We start from the raw sequence: 12,631 nt of genomic DNA, 5'->3' as shown, positions 1-12,631 counted from the left end.
GGGAAAGACAACCTGCGGATGCCGTGATGCGAAGAAGAATGCTGTTCGTTTTGGTCTGGCTGCTGTTCCTCTTCCTTCTTCTGGAAGGGGCGGGATTTGCGTTCTACACACTGGAGATCAGCAAACCGATCAGCGATTACGGCTATCCTGCGGGCCTCATCGTCGCGCACCCCCAACTGGGCTATGGCTACCAACCGAACTTCTCGGGACACTTCAAGGGCTCCGCGTACCAGGATATCCCGATCGAGATCAACGCTCAGGGGTTCCGCGATCGCGATTTTGCGGCACAACCCAGCGATGGCGTGCGGATCGCCGTATTGGGCGATTCGGTCGTGTTCGGTGCAGGCGTGCGCCAGGAAGACCGATTCACGGAGTGCCTCGACAGCGCGGACGAAGCCGGACAGAAGGGCCGACGCCTACTCAACCTGGGCGTGAATTCCTATACCTTCGGCCACTACCTGGCGCTGGCACGTCAGGGTTTCCTGGGCACGGATCCAGATGCGGTCCTGGTCGGCATCACACTGAACGACTTCGCATCGATGGACGATAACGGACCGGCACGACGTGCTCAGCGCTATGCCACGGAGTGGCACAAGCCCGACTGGGTCGCCCGCATGCAGGAGCGCATCGGCCGCACCTATGCCGTGCGCTTCCTGCGTGAGATCCGAACGCGGTTCACCTATGCCATGCTCAATACCGACGAGCGCGAGGCGTATCACACGAAGTGGATGCGCACCGTGGTCGCGGGCTGGCAGTCCGACGCAAACCGGCAGCGTTTCGAGACTGGGCTCGACGCATTCTCGACGTTGCTCAAAGGCAGGGATATCCCCTTCGGCTTCATTCTCTTTCCGGAGCTGAACGCCCTGCGCAACCCCTCGGAATTCGACGCGCCGCGCAGGCTGGTCCGTGAACTGCTCGATCAACGCGGTCTGCGCTACTGCGACCCCTACGACGATTTCGCCCGCCAAAGCGATCTGGATGCCCTGTTCCTCGCTCGAGACGGTATCCACTACAGCCCCAAGGGACACCAAGTCCTCTGTCGATCCCTCGACCACTGCCTCGACAGCCTGGAACTCACGGGCAGGCTCGGCGGAAAGACTCCCAATCAAAGGGCACGGGTCCCGGACAGCGAATAGCCGCGCAGATTGAGCGAGAAGTGCTCAAGCGCCTGGATGCCCGTTGCCTCCGCCTGCTGGCACCAATCCTGAAGCCGATCGAGCAGCGCCTCATGCGTCGGGGCACGCCGGTCCCAGATCTCCTGCAAGCGTTCCTTAAACTGATAGACCGTCGCCAATGTCTGGTGCTGAGACAGTAGCTGCTCGACACGCAGCCGCGCGGCCTCATCCAGACGCTTGCCCTCTTTCGCCAGCAGTTTTCTCGACCTGCGCACGAGCCGCCGGCAATGCTGCGCGTCGTGACAGAGTTCCGCGCGGGCGACCGGCGTCAGCACCTCCTTTCCATAGCGGGCGATCACGTGCATCCGGCTCAGGATGATGGCGCTCAGCGTGTCCAGATCCAGCTGCCGTTTTCCCGGAATAATGATCGGCTCGGGCGCGACCCGTCTCACCTTCGCCAACCCCAGCATGGCGAGCAGCCGAATGTAGAACCAACCCAGATCGAACTCCCACCACTTGGACGACAGCCGCGCCGAACTCGGAAAGGCGTGATGATTGTTGTGCAGCTCCTCGCCACCGATCAGGATTCCCCAGGGCATGAAGTTGGTCGAGGCATCCGGTGTTTCGAAGTTCCGATAGCCCGCGTAATGGCCAATGCCATTGACCACGCCGGCCGCCCAGATGGGAATCCACAGCATCTGCACGGCCCAGATGACAAGGCCATAGACGCCGAACAAGAGCAGATCGACCAGCAGCATCAGACCCAGGCCCTGCGAGCGGAGACGGCTGCTGTAGAGATTGCGCTCCAACCAATCGTTCTTCACCCCCTTTCCGAAACGCTCCAGGGTATCGGCATCACGCGTCGCCTCGGCATAGAGTTCGGCACCCTCGGCAAGCACCTTGCTCAGACCGAGGACCTGAGGGCTGTGCGGATCCAGCGCCGTCTCGCATCGAGCGTGATGACGGCGATGCACAGCGACCCACTCCATCGTCACCATGCCGGTGGTGAGCCAGAGCCAGAAACGGAAGAAATGCGACACGATCGGATGGAGATCGACCGCGCGATGGGCCTGGGATCGATGCAGAAAAATCGTCACTGCCGCGATCGTCACGTGGGTCAGGACAAGGGTGACAAGCACCGCCTGCCAGGCACCGATATCGAGGATGCCGTAGAAGGTCATGGAATCTCCGGGGATCTGGGTAAGGAGCGAAGAACGTTAGACTTGATCGGTCTTTTCCGAGGTCTAGGCAATCGTCACTTTTCCAATCGGGTGATCTACTCAATCCAGAGATTCCCGGCCACGCGATCACGACGCCCACAAATCATGAATACGATAAAGCCCCAAGAGGTAGCGCAACTGTTGACGGTTCGTCGCTCCCAGTCGCTGGGACAGCCCGCCCAGCAGTTTGTTGGCGTAAGCCGGCGTGATGTCCTTGCCGTCGATGTTTTTCAACGGACGTCCGGTGGCCAGGAACTCCAGGATCTTGCGCTCCTTTTCGGAAAGGTCCGAGAGGTGCGCGAGCATCATGGTCTTGCGGCAGACAGGATCGGCATAGATACGGTCGTGAAATAGACGAACCAGGTTGCGCAGCACCTGGAAATGCTCATCGAGCAGCTTGCGGAAACCCGGTTCCTTGTCGTTGCTCACCAGGCTGGCGCCAGCGATCTCCTCCTTGTCGCTGAGTGTCGGAATAGAGATCCCATTGTGTAGACCGTAGTCGTGGCGAGCGATTTCGATGACCGTTCGCTCCTGTGGCTCCAATATCCCGCGCTCGTCCTCGAGCCACCAATCGATCGGCTCTACGTTACCCTGCAGGATACGTTTGATGGTGAAGTCCTGGTCAGTGAGCCCGGCTTCCACATAGTGTTTCAAAAAGGCCGCATCGAAGCCTTCCGAGCGCAGGAGTACGGGAGAGGCGCCCTCTTCCTTTTGTGAACACAGGAGATACGAACTATAGATAACACCGTCGAATCCAAGTCGGATGACGGCTCGCTCCAATGCGTCGAAACATTGTTCGACACCCTCGGCGGCACAGAGCTCGCTGACGTAATCGACAATCAGTTGCATGTGTTGGACTCGTTAACCGCGAAGTGCAGACAGATGATACAGATGATGTGGAGTGGAAATGCCGGTCAACGGTCGAGCACGAAATCGAAGGTATCCACGGCGAGTTCTTCGGGGCGTCCTTGAACCGGTGTCAGCAGTCGCAGCGCAAGCTGATCCAGCTCGCTCAAGGTGAGGTCATAGCCGGTGAGCGGCCCCCGCAAGGGCATGGGAATGCGATGTGCGCGCACCGCCACGAACTGACGCCACCCCGTGCCGTCAGCGGACTCGAACTCCAGGTTTCCTTGGGCGGGATAGCGCAGCTCCCTCCCCTCGAAACGATTGACGAAATGCGCTCCATCCAAAGGCGCCAGTTGCACGAACCGATCGCGACTGCGAATCAGCAGAAACACTTCCTGGTCGCGCCGCCCGGAACAGAGAAGAAACCAGGCGGTATTCAACGAAACTCTGGGCAACCCATCTTCGCGTGACCCGCTCTCCAGACGCACCAGGCGCAGATCGGTCTCCGCTGCCGGAACAAACTTCAGGATGCCAGCCCGCAACGATGCGTCGGCCATCAAACGGCCCCAAGGACTGATTTCGGGATCCGTTTGCAACAGCGGCAAGAAATCGTCCAAGCCGAGACAGGCAGCGAGCTTGCGGGCCGGTTCCTTATCCACGCACTCCCCGTTCCATGCCTTGCGCACGACGCCGACGCTCATCGTCTCGGGCACATGGATCCGCTTTCGGTAGAGGACCTCCAGTTGCTGCGGCGACTCAACCCCTAGCCTGCGAGCATAGGAGCGCACTTTCTCGGCATCGAGCTTCACGCAGCGATTTCGTCGAGCTGCCATTGAGGCTCACTTCCAACCGCGATAGGGACTAAGAGGCTCAAAAATACCGGAGTCGCCCCTGCCGGGAAAGCGAGCGACGTCATAGAAACATTGAACATCTTCAGCGCCGCATCAGGGTGAGACTCGGAGTAGACCCAACAAATCAGAGCCGGCACAGGCGATGGGGCTCTGGCATGGGGCCGAAGGTCTCCAGGGGCAGGCGCTCAGGCCAACCATCAGGGCCTGGGTGCACCCAGGCGAGCCAGCGCCAAGCGTCGCCACAGGCCTCGATCAGGCGGTTCTCGCAGGGTTCCCAGACGGCATGGCCCTCATATCCGCGACCGGAGACGGCATGGATTCGTAGTGGCGCGCCGCTGGCCGCATCCCACACCCGCACCGTCCCGTCTCCACCCGCCGAGACGAGACGCTGACCGTCCGGCGAGACGGCGCAGCCCAACAACCTGCCCTGGTGACCGGAGAGGCTCAGCAGCGTCTCGCCGCTGGCCGCATCCCACACCCGCACCGTCCCGTCTCCACCCGCCGAGACGAGACGCTGACCGTCCGGCGAGACGGCGCAGCCCCTCACCCCGCCCCGGTGGCCGGAGAGACTCAGCAGCCCCTCGCCGCTGGCCGCATCCCACACCCGCACCGTCCCGTCGCCACCCGCCGAGACGAGACGCCGACCGTCGGGCGAAATAGCACAGCCCCTCACCCCACCCTGGTGACCGGAGAGGCTCAGCAGCGCCTCGCCGCTGGCCGCATCCCACACCCGCACCGTCCGGTCTCCACCCACCGAGACGAACTGCCGACCGTCCGGCGAGACGGCGCAGCCCAGCACCGAGCCGTTGTGTCCGGTCAGCATGCGCAGCGTGGAGCAGGCCCTTCGTTCATCCAGGGGCTCGACGGGGACGAGCCGATCGGAGGATTGCGCACCTTGAGGCAGGACGAATCCAGTTGGGGCCGTGTGCGGCGATGCGATTGGTGGTTCATCGCATGCCAAGAACTGGGATCTGTAACCGCGGGCGTCGTGCCACAGGGTGGCTTGGAGGCGAGTGTTGCGCCAAATGGTGGCGGTGGACTCAGCGCCGCTCCAGTCCGCCCGGATCGCGTCGCAGTCCAGGAAGTTGGCCTGGGCCAGTTGGGCGTCGCGAAAGCTGGCCCCGCTGAGCTGCACCCGTTCGAACACCGCCCGGCGCAGGCTCGCCCCGCTGAAGTTCGCCTCGCTCAGATCCAGCAAGGGGGAGCCGAGTGGCGAGCGGATGCTCAGCGCCTCCAGTCTCGCCCCGTTCAAGGCAATACCGCGCAGCACCGGCACAGGCCATCCACGGTCCTGGGCGCACAGAGCATAGGCCAAGAGCAGCTCGCTGGTCTGGGGACGGTAGGTGGTCCGCCAGCCCTGAAGGGTCCGAATCAGGATCGGGTCGGCAGCCTCCGCCAGACACTGGCCCAGAAAGTCCAGGGTCTCCTGGCTGGGGCGCTTGATCGCCCAGCGCTCGGGGGCCTGGTCGCGCAGGGCTTGGAGCAGATAGTCGGCGAGGAAGAACTCCAAGAGGGAGGTATGGGCGAACCGGAAACTGCTGCCGCTCGGGTCGTCCTGACGGGCGAGGAAGGTGGCGTTACGCAGATCCTCCTCGAGCTGGTCAGGATGAAGACGGCTGTAACGACGGTGCAGATCCGGTTCGGACTCCAGCCAGGCGTGAAACCAGCGCTCGATGCGCTCCGCTGGGAGGCGACCGTCTCCGCTTTGCCAGAGGAAGGCAGCCAGGTGGCGTGCGAGGATCAGCTTGTGTTCCGGGCGGATGTGATGCTTGCCGCTATCGCGCTCCAGCCAGCGCTGGACCATCCGGCGGTATAGGGTGACGCCATAGATCGTTTTCCCGGCCAAGCGGTCTTGCTCAATCTCCGGTATGAACTCAGAGACCAGCCTCAGGGTGTAAGGCCGCTGGGTGAGCTCCGTGAGGTTATGGACGGACCGGACGGTGTCCAGCAGAGTCTCCGGTTCAATTCCTGGGAGTGCGGCGGCGAGATAGCGCTCGACCTGTTCCTCCGAAAGCGGGAGCAGGACGAGTGCCCGGTAGGCATCTGCCCGGTACTCGCCGCGTTCTTGGCCGGTGAAGTGATTTTGCTGGTCGCGCAGGGTGCGGAAGTATTGGGTACGCGTGGAGATCAGGGCCTTGAATCGACCCGGAAGCCCATCTGCCCGTCGACGGTTCCGGGCGAAGGCAAGGAGGCGCAACAGCTCCTGGGTGAAGACCTGTCCGTCCGCCTCGGTGAGCCTGTTGAGCACCTCATCGAGGCCGTCAAAGATGGCCAATGCCCCCTGCGCGATCCATCGGTGGACATCTGCCAGCAAATAGCCTTCGCCGGGCCCCTGGTCGTCCCAGCCCCGCGCCATGCACTCCTCGACAATGTCCCTGAGTTTTGGCACCCGTTGATCCAGGCCGGTGACAAGGCGCAAGTCGAAGTACAGCGGCAGGGGCAGCGTTGGGTCGGCCCTGCGGCGCTCGTCCAAGATCGTTGCAAGGCGCTGACAGGTGACGGTTTTCCCCATGCCGTACTCGCCAAGCAAGGTGAAGAGGGGTGCTGCATCGGGGGCGTCTACCCATTGCATCAGATAGTCCATCACATCGACGCCCTGTTGATGCCCGCTCCGGTGCAGGGCCTCGGCGTCCTTATCCATGGTGGACAGGAGGCCCTGTGCGTCGGGAATCAGGAGCTTGGTGCTAATGGCGTCGTGGTCGCGCAGACCCATGAGTCTGGCCTCGGGGGGCAGACCTTCAGCGAGGCGAGCGCTTTCAGACGAGGGCCTGATGCCAGGTGTCGGCGGTTGCTGGGACTCGTAGAGGCTGCCGAGGGCCAGTGCGGTGCGGACTACCAGAGCAGCCATTTGGGCAGCAAATTCCTGGTCTCTCTCCTTGTTCTTCGTGCCCTTGTTGCCATCGCCCCAGTCGCAGATCGCCTTGACGATGATCCAGTCCAGATTGAAGCGCCCGGCGGCGAGCTGAATACCCACCGCCTCCATTTCGCCGCCGATGGCCTCCTTTTCCAGCTTTAGGAGGCTGGTGCGGTAATCCAGATTATCGACCAACTTGTTGCCGGAGAGCAGGGTGCCGAAGCGTACCACCGGCCAGTTGAGGCAGGCGTTGGAGTCCGCCTGGCGGGTCTGGTGCAGGTGGTTGAAACGATTCAGGAGGACCTGAGAGGCGGGTGGCTTGTCGGCGCGTAGGTCGAAGGTGCCGTCCGCGTTCATACGGCCCAACTCATAGCCCCTGATGGCCTCGGAGACCAACACGTCGCCGATGGCCTGCTTAGCATGGTTGACCCCGAAGGCGATGCCGACCCCGATGATGGCCTTGGGCGCCCAATCCGCGATGGCGTCTCGGGCGGCATTCTGGGCCTCGCCCTCCCCCTGGCGGCTGACCCGCTGGATGATCTGCATCCCGCCGTGGATACCCAGACGATTGTAGGTCATGCCATTGCGGGTCTCGGTGGGGGGAGTCCCCTGCGGGTGGAAGCCGGCGATGACAGCGGCGGTCTCGTGGGGATTAAAGGTTATGAGGACGACGACTGGCAGGGATTCCTGGGGAAGACCCCGTTGATCCGTCACCAATTGCCCGGCGGGGATGGCGTTCAGCTCCCCGGTATAGGCGGGAGCCGGAGTCGGGAGGGGGCCGTCGAACCAGACGAAGCGCTTGGCCGGGCCGGCCTTCTTATCTGCGGTGATTTCGGCGCGCAGGGCCAGACCCTGGGTCTCTGCGGCGTCGTTGATGGTACGCAGCAAGCGGTTCAGGGCGGCGTTCGCACTCGCAGGGGTACTCAGGGGGAACATGGTCTCGTGGATGCGGGCGACCTGAATACGGTGGTCGTCCCCGGCCAGGTCCAGCAGGCGCTCGGCGTGTTGGCGAACAGCATCCGAGAGACTCAGGCGCTTGAGGCTATTACGAGCGAAATAGGGCGAGAGCGAGGGCATGAGGGTGCTCCTGATGTGTACGGCCAGAGCCAGTCTATCCGCGTTCTAGCCGGGAGATCAAGCAGCGTATTGTTTGATGTGTTTGAATGAAGTTGTATATAGCCGAGCGGACAGCTTTGCCAGGCAGCCGCTTAACCGCCTTAAAAGTGTCTTAACCGTTCTCCCAACACCCACGCTCCGGGATAACTTGACCTCTGCGCATGAGCAGTCAGGACGTCTTGACCATCTGTTTTCTTTTTCGAACGGAGGTCAAAGCATGACACTTCAGAACCCAGCGGCAGCTCTCGACAGGCTGCCGGCAGCGGCGTGCGTCGCCCCGCCTTGGAGCGACACTCAGGGAAGCCTGTGCGAGATCCGAGTGAATCGAGGACGCACCGAGCTCGTCTTGGAGCTTGGGTCCGAGGGTATCGAGCAGCGTCGCATCCGAGACGGGATCTCGGATCTGCGTCAGCACGTCTACTCGCGCAAGTTTCCGGACGTGAATACCGTGCGCAACGACCCTTACGACGCCCAATCCTGCGTCATCTTCTCCCGCTCCCCCGAGGGACGGGTGTGCGCGACCGCGCGGATCGCCTTTGACGGCGCCCTGGGCGTTCCCGAGGCCGGCCTGGTGGATCGGCTGGTGGACGGCTATCGGCGCGACGGCATCCCGTTCGCGGAGCTGGGCCGGTTCATGATCGACGACGAGGGCCGGGGCTTACTCAATGCCTTTTACCGGGCCTATTTCGAGCTCGGCGCAAGCTGGGGCATCCAGCTCTATCTGATGTTCGTCCCGGACAACAAGGTCACGCTGTATAAGCGGTTGATGGACGCCCAGGTGGCAACGACGTTCCCCGATCTCACCTTCGGCGGAAATCATCCCTACGTGTGCATGGAGTGGTGGCTCGACAGGACCCGGCCGCGCTTCTTCTCCTGGAGCGGAGCGAGCCAGCCCGACGACACGTCGGCCGTCCGGGTCCGCAGGGAGGACGAACGATGAGCGCCGAGGCCTATCCATCCAGGGTCTGGAACGGTTACGCCCGCTCCCATGCCTCCGTCACGACCTCCTTCCAATTGTCCCTCTATCGCGAGGCGGCGGCGCAGCTCGACGGTGACGTCCTCGACTGTGGCTGCGGCACCGCCCGGATCGCACCCTTCCTGGCCGACGATATGGCGGTGACGTCCTACACCGGCGTGGATCTGGCTCCGGACATGGTGCGGATGGCGCGCTGGACGATCGAGCGGCTGGATCGGGATCGATTCGAGATCGAGCAGGGCGCAATCGAAACGGTACAGGGGCAATACGACAGCGCCGTCTCCATTCACAGCTACTATGCCTGGCCACGTCCGCTCGACGTCCTGGCACATATCCATCACATCCTGCGCCCGGGGGGCCGCTTCGTCTTGGTGACGCCCAACCCGCGACTGGACATGGAGCGCCTGCTCCGGGAATCGTCCAGGGAATTGCTGGCACACCCTGACTTTCCCGAATTCGAGCGTCTCAATCTGGAGTTCGCCGGCAATCCAGGTGCCGCTTTCGTGGAGATGGACCTGCTGATCGGACAATCGCGCGACACGGGCTTCGAGGTACTGGAATGTCACCAGCGCCATTACTTGGGAGGCGTCAACCTGCTGGTGCTGTCGAAGCCCTGAATCGGGCGGCACGCCAAGGGCTGTCAGGCAATACAGACGAAGCCAGCCCAGTGAAAGGGATGGGCAAAGGGGCGCTCTCCGAGCGCTCCGCACGAAGGATCGTCCGACACCCATTTAATGCGCATCGACCCCGAGTCGGAGTCGGTATTCAGCTCGCCGGCCGCTCGAACCCTCGGATCCAATTGCTGGACCAGCGACTGGAGTTCGCCTCCAATCGCATCCCTCAACCAGCGCTGGGCCGCGCGTAGGGCAGCTGGGGGAGTTATTGTGATTTCTGGTGTACAGGAGCCCGAGGAGGGATGGCGTATCCTGTCGACTGGTCACGACCAAGATCACAGACGACAGAGGTGGATACGCCATGACCGAGTCTACGCTTGAAGTTCTTTCACAACCAGAAATCGAGGGGCACGACCCGCTGCATGCGTTGCTCAGGAAGGGGGCGCGCGAGCTCATCGCTCAGGCCGTCGAGGCGGAGTTGGCCAGCTTTCTGGCCGGGTATGCCGACCAGCGCCTGGAGAATGGGCGTCGAGCGGTGGTCCGCAACGGTTACCTGCCCGAACGGACGGTGCAGACGGGCCTGGGAGACGTCGCGGTGAAGGTGCCGAAGGTCCGTGACCGTCGTGGTGGTGGAGCGGTCTTCCACTCGAGCCTGCTGCCGCCGTATCTGAAGCGCTCGCGCAGCGTCGAGGAACTGATCCCCTGGCTCTATCTCAAGGGGATCTCGACCGGGGACTATCAGGAGGCGCTCGCGGCGTTGCTCGGTGATCGAGCCAAGGGGCTGTCGGCCAACACGATCGTGCGTCTCAAGCAGCAGTGGAGCGAGGAGCATCGGCGCTGGAGTCAGCGCGACCTCAGCGATCGGCGCTACGTCTATTGGTGGGCCGACGGCGTCTACAGCAACGTGCGCCTGGATGATCGCGTCTGTCTGCTGGTGATCGTCGGCGTCACCGAGCATGGGCACAAGGAACTGGTCGCCGTCGAGGATGGCTATCGGGAGTCCGAGGCCAGTTGGGGCGAAGTGCTCACCAGCCTCCGCGAGCGTGGGCTGACGGCTGGCCCCAAGCTCGCCGTGGGCGACGGGGCGCTGGGATTCTGGAAGGCGCTCGCCAAGGCCTATCCGGACACCGTCCACCAGCGCTGCTGGGTGCACAAGACAGCCAATGTGCTCGCCAAGCTGCCCAAGTCCGTGCAGCCGAAGGTCAAGGCCGACCTGCAGGAGATCTGGATGGCCGAGACCCGCACATCGGCCAACCAGGCATTCGAGCGCGCCCTCAAGCGCTTCGAGGCCAAATATCCGAAGGCCATGGCTTGCCTGGCCAAGGATCGGGAGACCTTGCTCGCCTTCTACGACTATCCGGCCGAGCATTGGGGGCATATTCGCACCACCAATCCGATCGAATCGACCTTCGCCACCGTGCGCCTGCGCACCAACCGCACCCGCAACTGCGGGGCACGCGAGACCACGCTGGCGATGGTCTTCAAGCTGCTCCAGTCGACGCAGAAGAACTGGAGACGCATCAAGGGATTTGGAAAACTGGAACTGGTCGTACAATAACGTCCCGTTCCGCGATGGAGAGCAAGTGAACGATCAGCCAGATCGGATCGCCGCCTGATGAGGGGCCATACACCAGATTTGACATTAAGTCTTCGGTATGGAATCCCATCATGAGTCAGTATGGCATTCCTCACTCAGGTCGCAAGCAACCGGCGAGAACCAATCGCCCGAACTCAGTCATTCTCCAGATGTCGCCCGCCGAAAGGGGGATGCGTAACATCAGTTCATCAACATGATCCGGCTGGCCTCTGCACCTTAAGTTCAACAGCCGTACCTACCGCTAGTCCGAAATGTTCGCGCATCGAGTGTACGCCCAGTGGTCTTAATGCTAGAATTCGCGGCCATAATGAACACTAACCGTGAATATGCTGGGATAGTGCATCGTATTCTACGGCGCAGGCGAAGGGGTTGTTCGGACCTTCGGCATCCTTGGCGTCAACTCCAACTTGGGTGGCGAGGCACGCGTTCCTTAAGTGTCGGCTGCCATGAGGACAATTACATGGCCGGACGACCAACTAAGACAGACGAATCTTACGCGCGGTCAGCGGCGGATCAAGTCGATTATGCGGTCTGGCGCTTTCGCGCTGACTTTCAGAGATTGGCCGAGCATATCGCTGGTGATGAACCTCAATCAGTGAGGGCATTACGTCAACTATGTGACACTGCAGAACGGGACTTATACCCTGCCTTGCGAGAGAGTCTTCTGGAATTGATATGTCAATCCGCCACTGGGGGAAGTCCTCTATCCAAGTACGGGGCTGAAGCGGCCGAACATTGGAGCATTGTTTCGGAGCGTTCAGAGAAAATGTTTCCTTCTCCACCACATTCAAGCTTGCGTCCTTCCGGAGAGCGGCCAAAAGTACTTAGAGAAGATTCGGTGAGCGCTCCGGTCTATGGACGCGGCTCGCGCTACCGTTGACTAATGCGGACATCTGCAAGGGCGCGCGGTTCGCATGTTTCAGTTTAATGCTCGATACGCTAAACCTCACCATCCTCAACTACCCTCTCCTACGAACGGTTCGATCGCAGCCTCATCCGCGATCCAAGGCGGTCGAGGTTTGGAGCGCTTTTTCGATATCGCGCAACCTTGCGACCACGTTGTAGTAGAAGCTTATTTTCGGCCGACGATCTTCAGGCGTCGCAAAAGGGATCGGCCGGAAACTGAGTTTCTCGCTCGGCTAGACTCGATGTCTCCCATCTTTCAACGACCCAGCCGCGCTGGGCGCCAAAGCATGCGGCAACGTCTAGCGCTCTCTTTGGCGGTACTCTTAGCTGCTGGTGCAGCTGTATTGTGCTGGTACGAGCGCTGTGAATCGCCATTCCCGGACAACTGCTTCCTAGAAGAGTGCGTTTGGCAACAGTTGGAGGCTTGCGGCCGCTTCTTGGACGACTAGAGTTAATGTCAAATCTGGTGTATGGCCCCTCATCAGGCGGCGATCCGATCTGACTGATCGTTCACTTGCTCTCCATCGCGGAACGGG

7 protein-coding genes and 1 pseudogene are annotated in these 12,631 nt (G+C 61.8%); 4 read left to right on the top strand and 4 right to left on the bottom strand.

Going from position 1 to position 12,631, the window contains the following annotated elements; genetic code table 11:
- Positions 1–26 precede the first annotated feature (26 nt).
- Positions 27–1,136: an SGNH/GDSL hydrolase family protein gene (locus THIDRDRAFT_RS20595; RefSeq protein ID WP_007042849.1), complete on the top strand. Its 1,110-nt coding sequence runs from the start codon at positions 27–29 to the stop codon at positions 1,134–1,136.
- On the opposite strand, the gene THIDRDRAFT_RS20590 is transcribed toward THIDRDRAFT_RS20595, so the two are convergent.
- From THIDRDRAFT_RS20590 to THIDRDRAFT_RS24140, 4 genes are all read right to left on the bottom strand, one after another.
- Positions 1,106–2,296: a DesA family fatty acid desaturase gene (locus THIDRDRAFT_RS20590; protein WP_007042848.1), complete on the bottom strand. Its 1,191-nt coding sequence runs from the start codon at positions 2,294–2,296 to the stop codon at positions 1,106–1,108. The two genes, THIDRDRAFT_RS20595 and THIDRDRAFT_RS20590, sit on opposite strands and share 31 nt — an antisense overlap.
- Before the next feature lie 126 nt (positions 2,297–2,422).
- Positions 2,423–3,184, bottom strand: a complete 762-nt coding sequence (locus THIDRDRAFT_RS20585) for an autoinducer binding domain-containing protein (RefSeq protein WP_007042847.1) — start codon at positions 3,182–3,184, stop codon at positions 2,423–2,425.
- Positions 3,185–3,249: 65 nt separating this feature from the next.
- Positions 3,250–4,014, bottom strand: coding sequence for a hypothetical protein (locus THIDRDRAFT_RS20580; RefSeq protein ID WP_007042846.1), 765 nt, complete (start codon positions 4,012–4,014; stop codon positions 3,250–3,252).
- Between the two features lie 142 nt (positions 4,015–4,156).
- Complete coding sequence (locus tag THIDRDRAFT_RS24140; protein ID WP_007042845.1) at positions 4,157–7,963, bottom strand: phosphorylase family protein; 3,807 nt, start codon at positions 7,961–7,963, stop codon at positions 4,157–4,159.
- Positions 7,964–8,219: 256 nt separating this feature from the next.
- Here THIDRDRAFT_RS24140 and THIDRDRAFT_RS20565 point away from each other — a divergent pair, with 256 nt between their 5' ends.
- From THIDRDRAFT_RS20565 to THIDRDRAFT_RS20550, 3 genes and pseudogenes are all read left to right on the top strand, one after another.
- The gene (locus THIDRDRAFT_RS20565) at positions 8,220–8,942 is read left to right on the top strand and encodes an N-acyl amino acid synthase FeeM domain-containing protein (RefSeq protein ID WP_007042844.1); all 723 of its coding nucleotides are present in this window, start codon (positions 8,220–8,222) and stop codon (positions 8,940–8,942) included.
- Positions 8,939–9,595 (top strand): class I SAM-dependent methyltransferase, encoded by a 657-nt coding sequence (locus tag THIDRDRAFT_RS24135; RefSeq protein ID WP_007042843.1) that lies wholly within the window; start codon positions 8,939–8,941, stop codon positions 9,593–9,595. Before THIDRDRAFT_RS20565 ends, THIDRDRAFT_RS24135 begins: the two co-directional genes overlap by 4 nt.
- 358 nt (positions 9,596–9,953) lie before the next feature.
- Positions 9,954–11,208 (top strand): annotated as a pseudogene (locus tag THIDRDRAFT_RS20550) (IS256 family transposase).
- Positions 11,209–12,631 lie beyond the last annotated feature (1,423 nt).

The organism is Thiorhodococcus drewsii AZ1 (assembly GCF_000224065.1).
Classification (GTDB): domain Bacteria; phylum Pseudomonadota; class Gammaproteobacteria; order Chromatiales; family Chromatiaceae; genus Imhoffiella; species Imhoffiella drewsii.
This window is presented reverse-complemented; position numbering and strand designations above follow the sequence as displayed.

Excerpts from the sequence above, each read along its gene's own strand:
- THIDRDRAFT_RS24140 (WP_007042845.1), bottom strand. The coding sequence starts at position 7,963 with ATGCCCTCGCTCTCGCCCTATTTCGCTCGTAATAGCCTCAAGCGCCTG.
- THIDRDRAFT_RS20590 (WP_007042848.1), bottom strand. The coding sequence starts at position 2,296 with ATGACCTTCTACGGCATCCTCGATATCGGTGCCTGGCAGGCGGTGCTT.
- THIDRDRAFT_RS24135 (WP_007042843.1), top strand. The coding sequence starts at position 8,939 with ATGAGCGCCGAGGCCTATCCATCCAGGGTCTGGAACGGTTACGCCCGC.
- THIDRDRAFT_RS20565 (WP_007042844.1), top strand. The coding sequence starts at position 8,220 with ATGACACTTCAGAACCCAGCGGCAGCTCTCGACAGGCTGCCGGCAGCG.
- THIDRDRAFT_RS20585 (WP_007042847.1), bottom strand. The coding sequence starts at position 3,184 with ATGCAACTGATTGTCGATTACGTCAGCGAGCTCTGTGCCGCCGAGGGT.
- THIDRDRAFT_RS20595 (WP_007042849.1), top strand. The coding sequence starts at position 27 with ATGCGAAGAAGAATGCTGTTCGTTTTGGTCTGGCTGCTGTTCCTCTTC.
- THIDRDRAFT_RS20580 (WP_007042846.1), bottom strand. The coding sequence starts at position 4,014 with ATGGCAGCTCGACGAAATCGCTGCGTGAAGCTCGATGCCGAGAAAGTG.